Below are 19,244 nucleotides of genomic sequence, written 5' to 3'. Positions count from 1 at the left end.
ATGATGGGTGAAACGCCCGCGCCCGACGACCCAGCAGGAGACCCGCCATGACGGCACTCACCGACTTCACGGCCACGACGATCGACGGGCAGGAGCGTTCCCTCGCCGAGCACGCCGGAGAGGTGGTGCTGGTCGTCAACACGGCCAGCCAGTGCGGCTACACCCCGCAGCTGGCCGGACTCGAGTCGATCTACCAGGCCTACCGCGACCGCGGCTTCACCGTGCTCGGCTTCCCGTGCAACCAGTTCGGCGGCCAGGAGCCCGGCACGGAGGAGGAGATCGGGGAGTTCTGCCAGAAGAACTACGGAGTCAGCTTCCCGATGTTTGCCAAGGTCGACGTCAACGGCGACGACGAGCACCCGCTCTGGGGGTGGCCGAAGTCCGAGAAGGGCGGCCTGCTCGGCAACCGGATCAAGTGGAACTTCACGAAGTTCCTCGTCGGCCGCGACGGCGCGGTCATCGAACGCTTCTCGCCGCAGACCGAGCCCGCCGACCTCGGCACCGACATCGAGAAGGCGCTCGCCGCCTGAGACTGCGGCGGCCCTAGGATCGCCACCGTGGACCGAGCCCGTTTTGCCGACCGGCGTGCCCACGGAGTCATCGACATCCAGCGCGGGGACGACGCGCTCAAGGCGATCTCGCACGGTGGCTTCTGGGCCCTCGTCGCGACCTTCGAGGGGGCGGTGACAGCGATCCGCTTCGCCGTCGTCGAGCGCGCCGGGGTCGAGCGGGGCGAGCGCACCGCCCCACGGTGGACGCCGCTCGACGGCACCTGGACCAGCTCACTCGACGAGACGGCATACGTCTCGGCTGTGGCGGAGGTGCGGGAGCGGATCGCGGCGGGTTTCGTCTACCAGGTCAACGTGTGTCGTGTCCTGCAGCACGAGTTGAGCGACGACGCTGACCTCGACGGGCTGGATCTGCTGGTCCGACAAGGCAATCCGGCGCCGCACGGGTCGCGCATCCGGTGCGACGCCGCAGGCATCGACCTCGTGTGCGCGTCACCGGAGCTCTATCTCCGGCGTGCGGGCGGCCGGCTCGTCACACGTCCGATCAAGGGCACCGCGCCGACGCCCGAGCTCATGCTGCCCAAGGACCACGCCGAGAACGTCATGATCGTCGACCTCATGCGCAACGACCTCTCCGGTGTCTGCGAGCCCGGCACCGTGTCGGTCGACGAGCTGTGCGTCACTGAGGCGCACCCGGGGCTCGTGCACCTCGTCTCCACGGTGAGCGGACGGCTCCGCACGGGAGTCGAGTGGCCCGAGATCGTCGGCGCGACCTTCCCGCCCGGATCGGTGTCGGGGGCCCCCAAGTCGAGTGCCCTGACGACGATCGGCGACCTCGAGCCGGTGCCGCGCGGGCCCTACTGCGGCGCCATCGGGTGGGTCGACGGCGACACCGGCACGGCCGAGCTGGCCGTCGGCATCCGCACCTTCTGGGCCGACCGCGACGAGCAGAGCGTGCGGCGGCTCAGCTTCGGCACCGGTGCGGGCATCACCTGGCATTCCGACCCCGCGGGGGAGTGGCGCGAGACCGAGCTCAAGGCCGCCCGGCTGATCGGGCTCGCCGCCGGCACTGTGACACCATGAAGACGGTCGCTGGCGCACGGGGCGCGCCGGGACGGCACGACGCAGGCGGACGGAGTGAGGCAGCGGTGACGGGGACGAGCATCCGGGTGTGGGTCGACGGGGAGCTGGTGGAGCCGTTGGGCCCGGCCGTGAGCGCACTCGACCATGCCGTGACGGTGGGTGACGGCGTCTTCGAGACCGCCAAGATCGTCGACGGGGAGCCCTTCGCGCTCACCCGCCACCACCGACGCCTCGAGCACTCCGCCGCCGGTCTCGGCCTGCCGGCGCCCGACCTCGCCTTCGTCGACAAGGGTGTCGCGGCCGTCCTCGAGGGTGAACCGATCGCCTTCGGCCGGCTGCGCTACAGCGTCACGGGCGGCGTCGGACCGCTCGGCTCCGACCGCCACGAGGCGTCGCTGACGACCATCGTGCTCGCGGCCCCTCAAGCACGCCCGCCGGCGAGCGGTCGCCTCACCGTCGTGCCGTGGACGCGCAACGAGCGCTCCGCGGTGGTCGGGCTCAAGACGACGTCGTATGCCGAGAACGTCGTGGCGCTCGCCCGCGCCAAGCAGGTCGGCGCGATCGAGGCCGTCTTCGCCAACACCCGGGGCGAGCTGTGCGAGTGCACGGGCAGCAACGTCTTCGTCGTCGTCGACGGCGTCGTGCTGACGCCGCCGGCGGACTCTGGCCTGCTTCCTGGCATCACCCGAGGGCTCGTCATCGAGTGGGGCCGCGCTGCGGGAGTCGACGTGCGTGAGCAGGCGCTGCCGCTCGACGTGCTGACGACCGCCGACGAGGTCTTCATCACGAGCACGACCAAGGACGTGCTGCCGATCGACTCGGTCGACGACCACGACCTGCCAGCGGAGCGGCCGGTCACCACGGCCCTGCAGGAGATCTTCCGCAGCAACGCCGAGCGGGACTCGGACCCGTGAGCGAGCGCGAGCCCGCCGCAGCCGACCGCACGGCCCGTGCGGGGGAGGAGGGCACCCTCGTGGCAGGGGAGCGGACGACCGAGCGAGCGCTGGCGCGGGACGCCGGGGGGCGGCATACCGACTCGGTCGACTACTCCGACGACAACGCGACCCTCGACGCCGGCGAGGACCGCTGGGCCTGGCGAGCGCGCTTGCGCAGCAACAAGGTCACCCACCTGGCGTGGCGCATCGCCGTGGGGGTCGTCGGTGCCGTCGTCACGATTGCCGGGCTCATCATGGTGCCGGCACCCGGGCCCGGGTGGTTCGTCGTCTTCTTCGGGCTGCTCATCCTCTCGAGCGAGTTCGAGTTCGCCCAACGCCTTCTCGACTTCGGCAAGCGCCACGTCAGCCGCTGGAACGACTGGATCATGGCGCAGGCGCTGTGGGTCCGGGGTGTCGTCGCCCTCGGCACGCTCGCGATCGTGTGGCTCGTGCTGTGGAGCTACCTCGCGTGGCAGGGTGTGCCGGAGTTCCTGCCGCAGTGGGCAGAGGACGTGCTCGACGACGTGCCTGGCCTCGACTGACGTCGGCGTCGAGCGCGGCGCGGGGCGATTTCCGCGGCGGGCCGCCGACCGGCTATTGTTCCCCTCGTCGCCCCGATGAGCCGCACGGCTGGGGCGCCCGGACGTGTAGCTCAGTTGGTTAGAGCGCTCGCTTCACACGCGAGAGGTCAGGGGTTCGAGTCCCTTCACGTCCACCAGCCACAAATGGCACTTGACCTGCGGAAATGGACTCCGACTGCTTCTATGCGACACGGCGCGTGTTGGGTACGTGTCGGATGACGCGGCAAACCCGTCCACAGTTTGTGATCATGAGCGCCTGCGCTCATGGGTCGGGCGTTGAGGCCGGTTCACCACCGAGGGCTGCTTGCGGCCTGCGGAAGGCGCCGGCGCTCATTGGATAGGCTCGTGAGGCTTTCCGGCCCAACGCCTGACGTGCGAGTCCACCGGACGCGCCGAGGTCCCGAGGCCTGACGGTCACGTCGACCTGTGTGTTCGCTGGAATCCAGCAGTCGATCAGCTACCCACCGCCAGGCAGGAACGCTTCACGGACCGGGTCTACTTGTTTCATTGACGATAGGACCGGTGCCTGCGCAGGCTCGGGTCTAGGTGCCGGTCGTCGCTCTCATCCGCGGCTGCCCACGATGATCGTGTGGCTGTCAACTGGACTGCGCCGCCCGGGCACCGCCGGGCAGGAGAGGCTCGAGAAGGGATTGCTCTCCTCTAAGTAGCGGTGCCTCCACGCCCAACCAGTGAATCGGTTCGAGGCAACGGAGGACGTTATGGAGGAGCAGGTCCCGTGGGTCTGATCGGGATGTACCCGCACAAACGCAGCCTGACAATCGAGGTGATGCTCGCCGAGGAGAGCGTCGTGGACGGCGGCCGGTTCGACACGAGCGTCGAGGGCTACACCGCGATGCTTGAGCAGGTCGCGGCGTGGCGAGACCGGGTCTGGGTCATCGAGGGCTGTGAGGGCATCGGCCGGCACATCGCGGACCGGCTCCTCGCGGATGGGCAGGACATCGTGGACGTGCCGGCGAAGCTGTCCGCCCGGGCGCGGGTGTTCGCGACCGGGCAGGGCCGCAAGACCGACTCGACCGCCGCGCACTCCGTCGCGCTGGTCGGCACCCGGATGGCGGGGCTGCGTCCGGTCGTGTCCGATGCCCAGCTCGAGGTGCTGCAGCTGCTGGTGGACCGGCGCCGCTCGATCGGCGAGGAGCACACCCGCAAGATCAGCCAGCTGCACCGGATCCTGTTGGAGATGCTTCCCGGTGGCTGCGAAGAAGCACCTCTCCGCAGCCCAAGCCAAGACCATCCGCGCCGCGGTCCGGCCGCGTGATGGGGTCGGCAACACCCGCAAACGCGTCGCCGCGGAGCTCGTCGCTGACCTGGAGCGGATCTATGCGCGGAAGAAGGCCGCGGACAAGGAGCTGAAAGAGCTCGTCACCGCGACCGGGAGCTCGCTGTTCCTGTACGGCATCGGGCCCTCGGGTGCGGCGGCGGCTGCTGGTCGAGGTCGGGCGACCTGTCCCGGTTCCCGGACCGTAGCCACTTCGCGTCCTGGACCGGGACCGCCCCGATCGACGCCTCCTCCGGCGAGCATGTGCGGCATCGGCTCTCTCGTGGCGGTAACCGTAAGTTCAACCTGGTGCTGCACATCATGGCCACCGTGCAGCTGCGCACCGCGACCGTGGGCCGCGCCTACTTCGACCGGAAGATCCGGGCGTTAAGAGTGCTATTGCGCCGCCACCCGCGTCGTCTGCGTCCGCAGGGGCCATTCAGGTCTCAGCCTGTGGGGATGCCATGGTCATTGCGGTAGGTGCGCAAGCGCTTGATCCGGCCGTCCTCGACGGTGAAGATGTGGCAAACCGTGCTGACGTAGGAGGTTCCGTCGCGGGTAATGGTGGACAGTTGCTCGACCAGGACGTCCTTGCCAGCCTGGACCACGTTCGTGTTCTCGGTCCTCAGCACGGATCCTTGGTTGATGGGTGCACCGAGCCGCTCGACCATTTGGTCGGCGCTCGTGTACGCGATCCGCCAGGGCGAGTCCGTCCACGCGCTGGCCAGCTTCACTTCGACGTCGTCGGCGAGGAAGTGGCGCAGGGCCTCGAAGTCTTGGGGCCGCTGCGAGTTCCGGGCGCGCTGGCTCGCCTCGATCCACGCCAGGATAAGGGCGACATCGTCGGGCATGAGCTCGATTCAAGCAGCGCTGACCGACTCGGTAGCTGCTTATGGTCAAAGTCGCGCTGACCGCGGCCTCGTTGCCTCATAAACGATCGTTGGACCAACGGTGCGCGCCTCGGAACACCAGCGCCCATCGGCTGGACGTACGAGGAGCGGCAAGATCGGACGTCCCGTCCGCGGCAGTTCCGGACGCCAGGTGAGCCGCCGCTCGTAGCGTCGAAGAGTCGGATACGGCGGGAAGGTGCTGTGCGTGGTGACGTCGGTTCGGAGCCATCCGCGCCGGACGTCGAAGCGGATAGCGCGCGTGTTCTCATCGAACACTCGAAGCCGGACGTTCTGGTGCTCTCTCGCCCGTAGGTGATCTAGGAGTTCGCCATGTGCGAGGTCTGCAAGGCCAGTGCCCCAGGTTGAGACAGCCGTACCGAAGTGAAGCAGCTCATCAGCTCTCGTCGCGGCGAACCCGGCCACCCTTCCGGCGTCTTTGATGACGAAGCAGTCAATGCCGGGGTCATCGAATTCGCGCATCCACCGGTCAGGAACTGGCTGACGGGGGAACGGATGCGTTTCCGGAGGAAAGATGTGCCCAAGGCCAGCAGACGCACCCTCTTGCTGCACCGCGATCAGGGCCTCGAGGTGGCGCTCCGATCCGCCGCAACGGCCGGACCGCCACCTGCTCGTCGAGGTTTCCGAGACGGCATGAGCACGCCACGCTCCCGGACGGAAGCACCGGCGATCTGTCGGCCTCTCAGCCGTTGCTTGAGGCAGGGTCGTCGTTGTACGGGTTGTCGATGAACTGGTAGTAGCAGGAACCGCCGTTGATGCACAGCGTCAACTTCGCGGAGTAGATCTGCGATACGTCCGCCGTATACCAAGAGGTCCCATACGACCTGTCACGCTGAGTCACCGTTGAACCACACCCACCGGAATTGAGCCGGGACCCGATCGTGCCGGTGTTGCCGGTGTCCCCGAAGCCCGTCCTGATCTGGAGACTCAACGTTGCGTAACCGCCGCGGTCATCGCACTTGTAGTCCCTGACCGTCAGGTCCATGTCGTTGACTTCGTCGTTGTCGAGCCACGTCACGGACAGGTCAGCCCGGATTGCCGGTGTCCCATTGGTATGCCACGAGATGTACGTGGATTTCCGCGAGGATGCCGACGCCGGATACGCCGCCAACAGCGCCAGTGCGGCCGCTGCTGCGATCACCCTTCCAAGTCGAGCCATGCTCAGTTGCCCCTCTCGAGCGCCTCGAGGAACCCTTGTCCCCAAGAAAGTATTCATGGATCCACCGTGCTACGAGGTGGCACATGAGTGGAAGGCTCCGTTCGCCACAACGGTGGGGTCCGCGCAGTCGCAACGCAGTACTACGCATGCGGGCCGGGCCGCGGCGAGAAAGCCAGGAACGATTCGAAGCATGGCGCTCGGGGCCCGTGTCGGCCAGTGGTGTGGCGAATTCTCGCCATACTCTTGGCGAAGGGACTCGCTGACATGCTAGGGATGGGCTCGGCGCCTGCAAGCGGATGACCAAGGTCGCGGAAGGGAGACGTGTTGGACCTCAGCCAGCATCCTGAACTCGGTCGGCCGACCGCCCGCGACCTTGGTTTCTCGCTGTCCAACCGCGTCCTCGAGGTCGTGGAGTCTCGGTCCCTCCCCTCAGGAATGTCCCTGCTAGGTGTTGGCCAGGCAAACGTCATGAGTCGCTTGTCCGACCTCGAACGCCGGACCAAGCGGTCCGTTCTGAACATCAACCCTGGCCTCTTGTTTGATCCAGAGGATCCTGCCTATGAGTTAACGGCACGATCGCTCCGTCGAGGCGTCCGGACGCAGTACATCACCCATCCCCGGACGTTGCGGTTCTTCCCCCTGCTCACTTCATTCGCCCCCGAGGTCCGGCTTGGGCCAGTCAATTATCGTGCAATCATCATTGATCAGCGAGCGGCTGTGCTGTCTGGGCCTGATACACCCGAGGGGGAAACCACAGCATGGCTCACCACCTCTGGGGATCTCCTCCGACAAGCGCTCGACTTCGCCGCGGCCATGCTCGCGGAATCGCGACCAGCCCTCGAGCCAGGCTGTGCGCCTCCGCTGAGGGCTCGTCAACTCGCGGTCGCACGGTCCATGTGCCTCGGCCGTACCGATGCAACGATCGCGCGTCAGATGGGCCTCTCCGAGCGCACAGTGGCACGCGATGTGGCAAGAGTGCTGGAGGTCACCAGCAGCGCATGCCGAGCCGAAGCCGTGCTCAGCATGCTGGGACGGGGGCGGAAGGGCAGGGCGTAGCCAACAAGTGGTGCCCAGTCATCTCAGCTTGTGATCTTGAGGCATAGTTCGCCATCAACCGCGGGTCAGCTCGCAGCCGCCGAGGCTGTGGTGGAGCCGCAGATCCCGTCGTGATCAGCGACCCTGCGGCGACGTCTAGTTGGTCCCTGCCGGCCGGACCTTGTCAACGGCGGCGGAAATCTGACCCCCAGTCGTCGGTTGAATGTTGACCCCCTGGGGTTCTAGTTCTTTCGGTGACGGCCGCGGGGACGCGGCCGAGGTCCTTGAGCCGTAGGAGTCGCCCTTAAGGGCGATGACCTCGGCGTGGTGGACGAGCCGGTCGATCATCGCGGCGGCCACGGTGTCGTCGCCGAAGACCTCGCCCCAGCGGCGAAGGTCTTGTTGCTGGTGACGATGAGGCTGGCTCGTTCGTAGCGGGAGGAGACGAGCTGGAAGAAGAGGTTCGCGGCTTCGGGTTCGAACGGTGTCCGTGGCCATGAAAAGTCCCCACTGGCGGCCAGGTGGAGGTCCCCGGTGATGGCCGAGTAGAAGTCCCCATTCCTCGCTCGTCGTGTCGATCCGGAGCGTGAAGCCCTGGGCGGTGAGGTGGCGGTGTCTAGCCAGCCACGTCACCGCCCAGGAGGGCTCCATTGTGATGTCTGCGAGGGAACGAATGAACATCATCTCGGCCTACCACCAGGTGGGCACTTACCGTGGCGCCGCAGCGATCTGCGGGACCACGCACAGGACGGTCAGGCGGGTCATCGAGCGGGAAGAGGCCGGCGTGGCGCGGCCGGTGCGGGAACCGCGGCCGTCGAACTTCGAGGCGGTGCGTGATCTGGTCGCGCAAGCGGTGGAGAGCACGAGCGGGCGGATCAGCGCGAAGCGGTTGCTGCCGAAGGCCCGCGCGGCGGGGTATGCCGGGTCGGACCGCAACTTCCGGCGTCTCGTCGCGCAGGAGAAGAGCTAGTGGCGTCGTGATCATGGCCGGGGTCGCCGTCCGGCGGTGTGGGCCCCCGGGTGAGCACCTGGTCATCGACTGGGGTGTGATTGCCGGCGTCCACGTGTTCTGCGCCGTGTTGGCGTGGTCGAGGTTCCGGTTCGGGCGGGTCGCGGCGGATGAGAAGGCGGCCACGACGTTGGCGCTGCTTGCGGAGTGTTTCGAGGTCCTCGGTGGGGTGCCGAGGGTCGTGCTCGCGGACCGGATGGGCTGCCTCAAGGGTGGCGTCGTCGCGAATCGTGTTGTCCCCACGGGCGATTACGTGCGGTTCGCGACGCACTACCGGTTCCGGCCGGACTTCTGCGAGGCTGCGGACCCGGAGTCCGAGGGCATCGTCGAGGCCCTCGTCGGGTACGGCAAGGACGACTTCCTCACTCCTCTGCTGCTCGAGGCCGCGGCCTGAACCCGGCCGCCGGAGCAGCGGTGCTGGGCGACCTGGCCGGCGCGAACAAGCGCGCGCGAGCGTGGTGCGAGGAGGTCAACGCAGCCGTCCACAGTGAGGTCGCCGTGGTCCCGGCGCAGCGGCTGGTCACCGAGCGGGAGCTGCTCACCGACCTGCCCTCGCTCCCACCTGGATCGGACCCGCGCCGACCGTCCGGAAGGTCGACAAGCTGAGCACGATCCGGATCGGGTCGGGCCGCTACTCCGTCCCGAACGCGCTGGTCGGGGTGAGCGTGGCTGTGGAGGTGACCGGGTCGAGGCTGGTCATCTTCGATTCGGCCACCGGGCTCGTGTACGCCGAGCACGGCCTGGTCGGTCCCGGGGAGGCCTTCATCCTGGACGAGCACTACGGCGGCGCAAGGCCCGCTCCACGGCGCGCGATCCGACCGAAAACCGTTGCGGAGAAGACCTTCTGCGCGTTGGGTCCGGTCGCTGAGGCGTTCATCGCCGGCGCCTGCGCGGCCGGACACACCCGCCTCGGGCCCGAGCTGGCCGAGCTGAACACCCTCGCCGCCGCACATGGCTCCGACGCGTTCACCGCAGCCCTCGAGCGGGCCGTCGCGTTCCGCCGATGGCGCGCCGCCGACGTGCGGTCCATCCTCGCGGCCGGGGCCGGCACCCCGCAGCCGGTCCCTGACCGAGTACGCCCCCACCCGAGCGACCACGAACCGCATTGATACCACGACGGATTCGGATCAACCCGGCAGCGCGATCGGCCCGGTCGGCGTGAACGCAGTGGTGTCGTCATGACCGCCAAAGCTGCGCCCCCGCTGCCCGCGGACCTCGCTGCGGGACTGCGCCGCCTCAAGCTCGCCACCATCCGCGAGCTCGCCCCCGAGCTGCTCGTGACCGCGAAGACCCAACGCTGGACCCCCGAGGAGGTCCTGCGCACCCTGATCGAGGCTTAGGTCGCCGCCCGCGACGCCTCCAACCAGCGAGCCCGGCTCAAAGCCGCCGGGTTCCCCGTCCTGAAGACCATCGAGGAGTTCGACCTGCACGCCTCCTCGATCCCGGCCCCGACCTGGTCATACCTGACCAGCCTCGAGTGGATCGCCGCGAAGGAGAACCTCGCCCTGATCGGCCCGGCCGGCACCGGCAAGTCCCACACCCTGATCGCGCTCGGGCACGCCGCCGTCACCGCCGGCCACATGCTCAAGTACCTGACCGCGGCCGACCTCATCGAAACGCTCTATCGGGGCCTCGCCGACAACACCGTCGGCAAGACCATCGAGGCACTGCTCCGCTACGACCTGCTCCTGGTCGACGAGGTCGGCTTCGCCCCGCTGGACGACACAGGCGCCCAGCTGCTGTTCCGGCTCGTCGCCGCCGCGTACGAGCGCCGAGCCCTCGGGATCGCCTCGCACTGGTCCTTCGAGGACTGGGGCCGGTTCCTGTCCGAGCACACCACCGCCGTCAGCATGCTGGACCGGCTCCTGCACCACGCCCCACCGTGGTCACCAGCGGCCAGTCCTACCGCATGCGCGAGGCCAGAACCCGGACAGGAGGGCGCCCCACCACGAGCTGATCAACGCGAGGAATGGAGACTTCTACTTGGCCACCAGCGGGGACCTCAACTTGGCTATTGACAAACGGGACGTAGCCGACGTCGTTGATGACCAGGACGGGGTATCGGACGAGGCGGCGCAGCTCGTCCTGCAGTCTGCCGGTGTGGTGGGCCTCGGCGAGCCTGTCGACCCACTGTGAGGCGGTGGCGAACTGGACCCGGTCGCCGGCTTGGCAGGCCCGGACCGCGAGTCCGGTCGCGAGGTGGGCCTAGCCGGTGCCGGGCGGGCCGAGCAGCACGACGTTGTCCTTGGCGACTATGAAGTCGAGGGTGCCCAGGTGGGCGATGGTCTCTCGTTTCAGGCCGCGGGCGTGGTCGTAGTCGAAGTCCTTGAGGGACTTGCGGGCCGGGAACCGGGCGGCGGATCCGTCCTTCGCCGCCGTGGGCTCGTCCGCCAGCCCGTCGAGGCCGAACGCGGCGTCGTAGGTGCCGAGGGAGCGGACCTCGACCTGATCAGCGGTGGCAGGGTCGGGGACGGGGCGCCGACCCCGCCGTGTCCGCGCCTACCTCGGCGGCCCGTCCGCGGCCAGCGCCGCACGCACCGTGTTCCGGGCGACGCCCAACGTCCTGGCGATCACCTTGATCGGCATCCCCTCAGCCCGGTGCAACCTGCGGATCTCTGCCCAGTCCTCCACTGACAACACTCCTGCCTTCCTGCCTCGAAGCTGAGGACAGGGTCTCTGCAGGGGGTCAAATTCGACCGTCGATACGGGTCAGTTATCAGGCGTCGTCGACAACTCCCTGGCGCGTCGCACCCGCATGACGTCGTGAGCGCCAGAACAACGCTGCGGTGGGCTCTTTCGGAGGTCCCGGTACGTGGCTATCCTGTCGCTGTTCAGCCGGTCCAGCAGACGGCCGGCGCCGCAGGTTGACCGTTGTAGGAGCGGCACGATGCAGGCGAACCAGCACCACAAGACCGACCCCGTGCAGGCGATTACCCGGGTCATCACAGAGCATCCGGTCGATAAGCGAGATGACGGATCTCTCACGGAGACAGAGACGTTCATTCTCGAGATGCTCGAGCGGCTCGATGAGGCCGACACCGAAGCAGCTAACCTCAAACGAGCGTTGGAGCACAGCCGCGACATCGGTGCGGCGGTCGGGGTTCTCATGGCCTTCCACAAGGTGCCCCAGGACGAGGCGTTCGAGCTGCTTCGGCGCACCAGTCAGCACCTGAACCGCAAGCTGTATGCCTTGGCTCGGGAGGTGCTCGCCACCGGCGCGCTGCCCTCCCGCCTTTGATGAGCACCTGACGCCTCGGAGGCGACAGTCGTCAGGGAGCCGGAGGGGAAGGCGATGAACAGCGCTATTGCGACGACGGGGACACCTGCGCCTGCTGCGGCCTGCCGAAGGTCTGCATCGGCCTGCTCTGTGCTGACCGGGTGGTCTGAACTGAGGACGCCGATGGCGGTGCTGATGGCATCCCCCGCTTCGAACCTGGCCGGGGCCTTTCCCGACAGTGTTTCTGCTGTCCGGGACGCGATGAGAGATGCCGCGGCACAAACTCGAAATGAGGTTCGAGTCCCTTGAGGTCCACCGACTGACGACGACTGCTGTCCGCTCCGCCAGGATGAGCGGCTCACTCCGCGGGGTCGAAGTTGACGACGACCTTGATGTCGTCGGGTCCGCGGTCGAGGGCATGAGCCACGTCTTCCGGCGGCACCCGGCGGGTGATGAGACGCGCGAGCCAGTCCCGGTCGGCTGCGGCTAGCGCTTGGGCGCCGCGATAGAAGTGTCGGCGGTTGGCGTTGACGGAGCCGATGATCACGTTGTTCTCCAGGACGACCTCGCGACCCAGGTCCGCGGGGGACACGTCCCCCGGCCGCCCCCCGCTCCCCACCCCGGTGAGGCAGACCACCCCACCGGGTCCCACCTTGCGGATGGAGTCGACGATCACCGGGCCCACACCCGTGCACTCCACGATCACGTCGGGAGCGAAGCCCAGGTCGGCCACCCTGCCCGAGTGGTAGGTCGCGCCGAGGTCGCGCACCAGCTCGGGCTTGGGGCCCTCCGTGACGCGGTCGAGCACGTGGACCTCCAGGCCGTGCTGCACACCGAGGAGTGCGGCGAGCATGCCGATCGGTCCCGCGCCGGTGACGAGCGCGGTCCGGGGCTCCCAGAACGCGCGTGCCCGCATCGCAGCGACCATCTCCCAGGCCTTGGCCACGACGGTGGTCGGCTCGAGCAGCACGCCAAGCAGGCCGAGCGACGGGTCGAGCTTTGTGACGAAGCCCGGCTCGATCCGCCATCGCTCCGACATGAAGCCGTCGAGCTGCTTGATGCCCCGCTCCGTGTACTGCCCGTTGCGGCACATGTCCCACTCGCCCACCGCGCAGTTGCTGCACGGGACGGGGTCGGGGCGCCGGACGATGCCCGCGACGAGGTCTCCGGCCTGCAGCCCGGATGCGGGCCCGGGGTCGAGGACCCGGCCCAGGGACTCGTGCCCGAGCACGAGGCGGTCGCGGCCTGGTGGGGCCCAACCGTAGGCCCCCGAGGCGATCTCGACGTCGGTCCCGCAGATCCCCACCGCGACGCTCTCCACGAGCACCGACCCGGCGCCCTCCTCCGGCTCGGGCACCTCCTCGTAGCGCACCGATCCCGAGACGCCCGGCTGCACAGTGACTGCCTTCATCGCACGAGGGTGTCACGAGAGACTTCCTCCCGGCTGGACGAATCACCCTGGAGACACGGTGAAGGAATCGGCTGGATCACCGGCGCTGAAAGCGGCGAGGCGACGGACGTGGCGACGGACGAAGCCCCTTGCGTCCAACCTCACGCGAGGGCAGCCTGAGGTAATGGACGGTTCGGAGAGCTCATCGCCTCAAGGGTCCCCGGGGTCCGCTCATACACGGACGGTGCCGATCGCCAACTACGGCTTCCTCTCTGACGGGGAGGTGACGGCACTAGTGGCGCCGGGCGGTGACATCGACTGGATGTGCCTGCCGCGCCTTGACTCGCCCAGTGTCTTCGGAGCACTGCTCGGAAGGCACGCAGGTCGGTTTCGGCTCGGACCGTCGGATGTGAGTGTGCCGACGGCGCGGCGATACCTGCCGGGCACGATGGTCCTCGAGACGAGCTGGGGCACGCCCACGGGGTGGATCATCGTGCGAGATGTTCTGCTGATCGGGCCGTGGCACCACGAGGGCGAGGTGTCGCGCAAGCACCGGCGGACGCCGATGGACTACGACGCGGAGCACACTCTCCTCCGCACGATCCGGTGCGTGTCGGGTGAGGTGCAGACCGTGATGGAGTGCGAGCCGATCCTCGACTACGGGACCACGCCCATGACGTGGGACTACACGGATCTCGGCTACCGTCAGGGCCGTGCACGAGCCGACGGGTTCGGCGCCTCCCTCACCCTCACCACCGACCTGCGACTGGGATTCGAGGGCGGGCAGGCCACCGCTCGCACCCTCCTCAAGGCGGGTGATGAGCGCTTCGTCGCCCTCTCGTGGGACGAGCCGGCACCACCGCTGACAAGCGCAGAAGCCCATGACCGGCTCGAGTGGACGGCGCACCACTGGCAGCACTGGCTGGCTCGAGGCCGCTTCCCCGACCATCCATGGCGCAGCTACCTCCAGCGCAGCGCGCTTACCCTCAAGGGACTGACGTACGCACCGACGGGGGCGATAGCGGCAGCCGCGACGACGTCGCTGCCGGAGACGATCGGCGGCGCGCGCAACTACGACTATCGCTACACGTGGATCCGAGACGCGACGTTCGCGCTATGGGGGATGTACTCGCTCGGCTTCGACTGGGAGGCCGTCGACTTCTTCTCGTTCATCGCCGACGTCGCCGAGCGCGACGACGATCTGCAGATCATGTACGGGATCGGGGGGGAGCGCGACCTTCCCGAGTCCACGCTCGACCACCTGCCCGGGTATGCCGGTTCGCAACCTGTGCGTATCGGGAACGCTGCGCACGGCCAGGTGCAGCACGACGTCTGGGGTGCGCTTCTCGACTCCGTCTATCTCCACTCGAAGGTGGCTGACCACCTCGATGGGCGCATCTGGCCCATCCTGGGGAAGCAGGTCGAAGCCGCGCTCAAGCACTGGAGAGAACCGGACGCGGGCATCTGGGAGGTTCGTGGCGAGCTGCAGCACTTCACGTCCTCCAAGATCATGTGCTGGGTGGCAGCCGATCGTGGTGCTCGACTGGCGTCGATGATCGGCCAGGATGCCGAGGCAGCCCAGTGGAGCCTGGCGGCAGACGAGATCAAGGCCGACATCCTCGAGCACGGCGTGGACGAGCGAGGTGTCCTGACACAGCACTACGGGACGACGGCGCTCGATGCCTCACTCCTTCTGGCGCCACTGGTCCGGTTCCTGCCACCGGACGATCCACGGATCCGGGCGACGGTCCTCGCGATCGCTGATGAGCTGACTGTCGACGGGCTCGTGCTGCGCTATCGCGTGGAGGAGACGGACGACGGGTTCACCGGTGACGAGGGCACTTTCACCATCTGCTCGTTCTGGCTGGTGTCGGCCCTGTGCGAGATCGGGGAGACGAGACGGGCACATGAGCTCTGCGCCAAGTTGCTGTCGTTCGCTGGGCCCCTTGACCTGTACGCCGAGGAGATCGACACCCACACAGGTCGGCACCTGGGCAACTTCCCCCAAGCCTTCACCCACCTGGCCCTGATCAACGCGGTGTTGCACGTCATCGCCTCGGAGACCGCCGCTGAGCGGGAACAGGCCTGAGACCGTCGCACGTGCCGACTGACGAGCTCGTCGCTCGTAGGCCGACTGGTGATGCCGTTCAGGCAACGGCACCTGCGTCGTCATCAGATCTGCACGGGTGGTTCAACCCGAGGAAATGTGGGCAGGGGGGAGGGACAGCAACAGGCGGTACGTGAGAGCCGCCGCTCAGTGACGAGCAGAAGGAGAGCGCGTGAGTACGCAAGTCGAGAAGACCGTCCTGGTGAATGTGCCGGTGAGCCGGGCCTACAACCAGTGGACCCAGTTCGAGGACTTCCCACAGTTCATGGGTGGTGTGCAGCGCGTCGAGCAGCTCAGCGACGACCGCCTGGAATGGGTGGCCGAGATCGCTGGGGTGCGGCGGCAGTGGCAGGCGCGCATCCTCGAGCAGGTGCCCGACCGCAAGGTCGCCTGGGCGGCCACAGAGGGCGCGACCAACGCCGGCGCAGTGACGTTCGAGGACGTGGGGGGCGGCCAGACCTCGGTCACCCTGACGCTCGAATTCGAGCCGGAGGGCATCGTGGAAAAGGTCGGTGACAAGCTCAACGTCGTCGAGAACCAGGCGGAGCGAGACCTCGAGAGGTTCAAGGAGTTCATCGAGTCCGAGCGCTACGCCACCGGAGCGTGGCGCGGGTCCGTTGGGCAGTCCGCCGGCGTCGGCACGCCGGGAGTCGCCGAGGCCGCCGCGTCACGTGGTGACTCCGGCAAGGCTGGAGTGTCAGGAAAGGTCGTGGCAGCAGGAGTCGGCGTCGCTGCTGCGGCAGCGGCGGCAGCAGCCGCAGCCGGTGGCTCCGGCACCACGTCGGACGAGCACACCTCCGAGAGGACCGACGACACCGTTGTCGAACATGACACAGATCCTGGTGAGGATCGCGGCGGTGACATCCGCATGCTGACCGATGAGGAGATCATGGCCGGAGCCTCGGACGTGCCCTTGGGTGCCCCCGAGAGCAGCCGCGACGGAGACACCAACGGCTGAGTCGCGTCGACTCGCGGCTGTGCTGATCCGACAGCGTGCCCATCCCGTCAGGGGTGGGCACGCTCGGTCGTGCCGGTGGAACGTCCCGCCCTGCGACGCGATGACGGGCCAGCTGGGAAGTCACTGCGCGCAGACTTTCCGGTGCAGCGTCAGACCGATTCGGGCACGCGACCCTTTGGCACTCGGCAGTGACCATGCCAGGAGTCGCGTGAGGCACCTTCAAGCGTAGAGGGACGCCCGCCCGTGAGGAGTACCCGTGACCTTGACCACTCGTGTGCTGGAGTTCGCACAGGGATTGGCGGCTCAGTCTGCCGCCACGTTGGCGTTCGCCCGTAGAGCGGATCAGCTCGAGGTCGCCATGCTGACCCGTCAGCAGATCGGCCAGGCGGTTGGCGTGCTGATGGAGCGCTTCGGGTTGTCTCCGGAGGCGGCCTTCAACTACCTCAGGCGCGTGTCGCAGACCGGGAACGTCAAGCTGCGCCACGTGGCCAGGAACCTGGTCAGCACGGGCGAACTGCCGCTCGTCAGCTTGGAGGGCGACCAGGGACCGCGCCTAACGTCGCTGGTGCGGAGTGACGTCCACGTCGCCGGTGTCGATGACGTCGAGGGCCACGTCTCGCACCTTGCGGTTGGTGTTCTGGCTGGCGATTCGCAGGAGATCGAACGCCTGATCACGTGTCAGCTTGTGCTGGCCCATGAGCACCCCGACGGCCGTGCCGATGTCCCGGTTGGACGACAGCGCTCTCTCGAGGTTCTCCGCTCGGTCGCGAAGATGGGCGGCCGACACGACCTGCGCGGCGTGGGTGGTCAGAAGGAGCCCCTCAGCGAGGTCGTGCTCGTCGAAGGCGTCCGTGGCGCGTCCGTAGAGGTTGAGTCCTGCGATCACTCCGGCGAACTCGAGGTTCATCCGGTAGGACAGCATGCTGTTCAGGCCGAGCTCGGCCTGCACGCGATGCCCGTACTCCGGCCAGCGGTCGTCCGATGCGAGGTCCTTGGGGTTGTAGATCGCATGGTCGACGATGGCATCGATGCACGGACCCGAGCCCAGGGCGTACTGGATGGCATCGGCTCGTCGTGCGACATCGTCGGTTGCTGCTGACGTGACGAACTGATCGCGCTTCAGCGTCGTGATGCTCGCCGCCGCCGCATGGGGAATGCGGTCCACGGCGAGCTGGGTGACTGCGTCGAAGGGATTGGCCTCCGAAGAGTGCAGGAGCTGCTGGCCCAGACGTTCGAAGTCGTCCGCAACCCGACGCAGGTGGCCGGGGATGTGGGCCTTGGTTTCCGTCTCGTTCATGAGGCTCCCGTCGGTATGGCACCGTTCAGGCGAGGTCAGCGTTCTGGAAGAGCTCGGAGTCGCTGTCTCCGCGACCGGACCACGTGACGCCGGCCCGTCTTCCCGTACCCATCCGACGCCACTCCACCCGTCCGGATTCGTGGTCGCGAGTCCGCCACCATCACGGGGAGTGGGGAGGGTGGACGATGAAAAGCGCAAGCGAGACGACGGGAACCCCTGCTCGGGCAGCTGCCTGGCGGAGGTTGTGCTCTGCCTCCTCGAAGCTCACGTGGTGGGTCTCACTGAGGACACCGATGGCGGTGCTGACCGTGTTGGCGTCCTCGATGCGGGCCGGCGCCTTGACGGCTTCGAGGCGTGAGCTGAAGGAGAGGTCGGCATTGCTGATCGCACCAGCCGCCCATGCCCCGAACAGCTCCGCCAAGGCCTCGTGATGGCCGGCGAAGGAGTCACTGCGGCCTCCGTAGAGGTTCACCCCTCCAGTGACCATGGACCCACCGAAGATGGGCAGAGACAGGGTGCTGAGGACACCCGTGGCGGCACCGGCCTGCGCGAACAACTGCCAGCGACCCTCGTCGAGCAGCTCGCTGTGGTCCACCGCAACGTGCTCACCCCGCTGGATCGCGGCCTCGCACGGGCCGGCGTCGACGTACTGCAGGGCATCGAGCGTGCCAGCTACGTCGGGTGCTGAGACGTAGGTCAAGGTCACCCCCTCGCTGATCTGAGTGAGACTCATTCCGACGAGGCTCGGCACGAGGTGTCGTGCGTCGTCGGCCAGCTGCAACATCTGCGCCTCGACGTCCTCGTCCTGGTGCTGCGACAACTGATGCAGTGCCGCCCGGGTTTCAGGGATCGGTTCCACAGCCTCCTCCTACCCCGAAATCACCGGTGTGAGCGGGCCATTCGAGCTCGACGACGGCGAACTCGAGGACAGGGCCGGTCGCCCGTGAGACGCTGAAGCCAGCGCCGCCGGTCTTCAACCAGCAGGAACGCGCGGCGCGACCACGTGAGTCGGCTTGCGCCAGCTGGGGCAGTTGAATCACCGTGGCCCGACCTAGGCCGCTGGACGCTCCCGTGACGAGCGCTCGCCTGCGGGACCCGGGAGGTCGACCGTGCGGCATACCGCGAGACATCACGGTGTGCCGGGACCCGTGCAGGGGACGGTGGAGCAGGAGAGGGCGGCCACGACCGGTGGAGGTGCGTCGCACTACCCAGCGTGCTCATCCACGAACTGGCTGCTCCCCACGTGACTGCCTTGTTGGTCGACCGCTGCATCCCCTGTTCCCAAGTCGGCCGGCTTCAAACGCTCACGCCCGCTCCATCGCGGCCACAGCCGAGGGTAGATCCTGCACGACGTTGCGGGCCAGGAAGCCGGGGCAGCGCCGAGCCAGTCGATCGCCGGCGACACCGTGGCAGTGCGCCGCCTACGCGGCCGCCTGCTCGATCGCGGCGCCTCGAGCGCACAGCGCGACGACCGCCCCCGCCTTGACGTCACCGGACCCGGCGGTTGCCAGGCCCGGCGGCCAGGCCGTCGTGACCCAACACCGCCCGTCGAGGGAGGCGACAACGGACGTCTCGCCTCCGCCGAGCACCCGTGGCCCCCGTCTTGTGGGCGAGCGTCCTGACGGCGCACTCCGGGTCCTGTCGGACGTCGTCCGGTCGATCGCGAGCATGGCTGCAAGCTCGGTGAGGTTGGGCGTGATCAGCGCGCGGCCCGACAGGTGCGCCACGCGTCGCAGGTCAGGGGTGTGGTAGGCAGTCGCCAGCGCGTCGAGCACCAGGG

At 67.9% G+C, this 19,244-nt stretch carries 18 protein-coding genes, 1 tRNA gene and 5 pseudogenes; 14 read left to right on the top strand and 10 right to left on the bottom strand.

From position 1 onward, the window contains the following. The first annotated feature begins 47 nt into the window (after nucleotides 1-47). The 7 genes from LG278_RS11500 (at nucleotide 48) to LG278_RS11470 (ending at nucleotide 4,864) form a co-directional block, all read left to right on the top strand. Nucleotides 48-530 (top strand): glutathione peroxidase, encoded by a 483-nt coding sequence (locus tag LG278_RS11500; protein ID WP_404387082.1) that lies wholly within the window; start codon nucleotides 48-50, stop codon nucleotides 528-530. A 27-nt stretch (nucleotides 531-557) separates the two neighbouring features. After that, entirely contained in the window at nucleotides 558-1,592 is a 1,035-nt protein-coding gene (locus LG278_RS11495) for a chorismate-binding protein (RefSeq protein ID WP_404387081.1), read from the top strand. Continuing rightward, entirely contained in the window at nucleotides 1,589-2,506 is a 918-nt protein-coding gene (locus tag LG278_RS11490; RefSeq protein WP_404387080.1) for an aminotransferase class IV, read from the top strand. Before LG278_RS11495 ends, LG278_RS11490 begins: the two co-directional genes overlap by 4 nt. After that, nucleotides 2,503-3,069, top strand: a complete 567-nt coding sequence (locus LG278_RS11485) for a TIGR02611 family protein (protein ID WP_404387079.1) — start codon at nucleotides 2,503-2,505, stop codon at nucleotides 3,067-3,069. The genes LG278_RS11490 and LG278_RS11485 overlap by 4 nt, the downstream gene beginning before the upstream one ends. A 99-nt stretch (nucleotides 3,070-3,168) precedes the next feature. Further along, nucleotides 3,169-3,245: transfer RNA gene (locus LG278_RS11480), tRNA-Val, on the top strand. A gap of 599 nt (nucleotides 3,246-3,844) precedes the next feature. Then, entirely contained in the window at nucleotides 3,845-4,384 is a 540-nt protein-coding gene (locus LG278_RS11475) for a transposase (protein ID WP_404387078.1), read from the top strand. Between the two features lie 186 nt (nucleotides 4,385-4,570). Continuing rightward, nucleotides 4,571-4,864 carry a transposase gene (locus LG278_RS11470; RefSeq protein WP_404393627.1) on the top strand — a complete coding sequence of 98 codons (294 nt, stop codon included), beginning with the start codon at nucleotides 4,571-4,573 and terminating at the stop codon, nucleotides 4,862-4,864. Here the strand turns inward: LG278_RS11470 and LG278_RS11465 are convergent. The 4 genes and pseudogenes from LG278_RS11465 to LG278_RS11450 form a co-directional block, all read right to left on the bottom strand. Continuing rightward, nucleotides 4,831-5,235 (bottom strand): nuclear transport factor 2 family protein, encoded by a 405-nt coding sequence (locus LG278_RS11465; RefSeq protein ID WP_404387077.1) that lies wholly within the window; start codon nucleotides 5,233-5,235, stop codon nucleotides 4,831-4,833. The genes LG278_RS11470 and LG278_RS11465 overlap by 34 nt on opposite strands. Nucleotides 5,236-5,280: 45 nt before the next feature. After that, entirely contained in the window at nucleotides 5,281-5,754 is a 474-nt protein-coding gene (locus LG278_RS11460; RefSeq protein WP_404387076.1) for a GNAT family N-acetyltransferase, read from the bottom strand. A gap of 220 nt (nucleotides 5,755-5,974) precedes the next feature. Further along, nucleotides 5,975-6,433, bottom strand: coding sequence for a hypothetical protein (locus LG278_RS11455; RefSeq protein ID WP_404387075.1), 459 nt, complete (start codon nucleotides 6,431-6,433; stop codon nucleotides 5,975-5,977). A gap of 1,237 nt (nucleotides 6,434-7,670) precedes the next feature. Beyond that, nucleotides 7,671-7,971: pseudogene (locus LG278_RS11450) on the bottom strand (ATP-binding protein); the annotation flags it as partial. Between the two features lie 167 nt (nucleotides 7,972-8,138). On the opposite strand from LG278_RS11450, the pseudogene istA reads away from it, so the two are divergent. The 3 genes and pseudogenes from istA to LG278_RS11435 form a co-directional block, all read left to right on the top strand. Next, nucleotides 8,139-9,562: pseudogene (gene istA / locus LG278_RS11445) on the top strand (IS21 family transposase); the annotation flags it as partial. A gap of 111 nt (nucleotides 9,563-9,673) precedes the next feature. Then, on the top strand, nucleotides 9,674-9,835 hold the full coding sequence (locus tag LG278_RS11440) for a hypothetical protein (RefSeq protein WP_404387074.1): 162 nt from the start codon (nucleotides 9,674-9,676) through the stop codon (nucleotides 9,833-9,835). A gap of 60 nt (nucleotides 9,836-9,895) precedes the next feature. Further along, complete coding sequence (locus tag LG278_RS11435) at nucleotides 9,896-10,513, top strand: ATP-binding protein (RefSeq protein ID WP_404393625.1); 618 nt, start codon at nucleotides 9,896-9,898, stop codon at nucleotides 10,511-10,513. Here the strand turns inward: LG278_RS11435 and LG278_RS11430 are convergent. Further along, nucleotides 10,398-10,793: pseudogene (locus LG278_RS11430) on the bottom strand (ATP-binding protein). The gene LG278_RS11435 and the pseudogene LG278_RS11430 overlap by 116 nt on opposite strands. A gap of 204 nt (nucleotides 10,794-10,997) precedes the next feature. Beyond that, nucleotides 10,998-11,135, bottom strand: a pseudogene (locus LG278_RS11425) (helix-turn-helix domain-containing protein); the annotation flags it as partial. Between the two features lie 247 nt (nucleotides 11,136-11,382). On the opposite strand from LG278_RS11425, the gene LG278_RS11420 reads away from it, so the two are divergent. Continuing rightward, on the top strand, nucleotides 11,383-11,733 hold the full coding sequence (locus LG278_RS11420) for an ANTAR domain-containing protein (RefSeq protein WP_404387073.1): 351 nt from the start codon (nucleotides 11,383-11,385) through the stop codon (nucleotides 11,731-11,733). Nucleotides 11,734-12,070: 337 nt separating this feature from the next. Here the strand turns inward: LG278_RS11420 and LG278_RS11415 are convergent, their stop codons facing one another. Continuing rightward, nucleotides 12,071-13,123, bottom strand: coding sequence for a glucose 1-dehydrogenase (locus LG278_RS11415; RefSeq protein ID WP_404387072.1), 1,053 nt, complete (start codon nucleotides 13,121-13,123; stop codon nucleotides 12,071-12,073). 163 nt (nucleotides 13,124-13,286) lie between these two features. Between LG278_RS11415 and LG278_RS11410 the strand changes: the two genes are divergently transcribed. The 3 genes and pseudogenes from LG278_RS11410 to LG278_RS11400 all read left to right on the top strand — a co-directional run. Continuing rightward, the gene (locus LG278_RS11410) at nucleotides 13,287-15,191 is read left to right on the top strand and encodes a glycoside hydrolase family 15 protein (protein ID WP_404387071.1); all 1,905 of its coding nucleotides are present in this window, start codon (nucleotides 13,287-13,289) and stop codon (nucleotides 15,189-15,191) included. A 190-nt stretch (nucleotides 15,192-15,381) separates the two neighbouring features. Continuing rightward, nucleotides 15,382-16,167 carry an SRPBCC family protein gene (locus LG278_RS11405; RefSeq protein ID WP_404387070.1) on the top strand — a complete coding sequence of 262 codons (786 nt, stop codon included), beginning with the start codon at nucleotides 15,382-15,384 and terminating at the stop codon, nucleotides 16,165-16,167. A gap of 358 nt (nucleotides 16,168-16,525) precedes the next feature. Further along, nucleotides 16,526-16,609, top strand: a pseudogene (locus LG278_RS11400) (ANTAR domain-containing protein); the annotation flags it as partial. Nucleotides 16,610-16,720: 111 nt separating this feature from the next. Here LG278_RS11400 and LG278_RS11395 read toward each other — a convergent pair. The 3 genes from LG278_RS11395 to LG278_RS11385 form a co-directional block, all read right to left on the bottom strand. Beyond that, the gene (locus LG278_RS11395; RefSeq protein ID WP_404387069.1) at nucleotides 16,721-17,464 is read right to left on the bottom strand and encodes an ANTAR domain-containing response regulator; all 744 of its coding nucleotides are present in this window, start codon (nucleotides 17,462-17,464) and stop codon (nucleotides 16,721-16,723) included. Between the two features lie 160 nt (nucleotides 17,465-17,624). After that, nucleotides 17,625-18,284, bottom strand: coding sequence for a hypothetical protein (locus tag LG278_RS11390; protein WP_404387068.1), 660 nt, complete (start codon nucleotides 18,282-18,284; stop codon nucleotides 17,625-17,627). 601 nt (nucleotides 18,285-18,885) lie between these two features. After that, nucleotides 18,886-19,239, bottom strand: a complete 354-nt coding sequence (locus tag LG278_RS11385; RefSeq protein ID WP_404387067.1) for an NAD(P)H-hydrate dehydratase — start codon at nucleotides 19,237-19,239, stop codon at nucleotides 18,886-18,888. Nucleotides 19,240-19,244: the final 5 nt, after the last annotated feature.

The organism is Humibacillus xanthopallidus (assembly GCF_044793955.1).
In the GTDB taxonomy this organism is placed as follows: Bacteria; Actinomycetota; Actinomycetes; order Actinomycetales; family Dermatophilaceae; genus Humibacillus; species Humibacillus xanthopallidus_C.
Note: the sequence above shows the minus strand (reverse complement) of the source record. Positions and strands in the feature narration are given on the sequence as shown.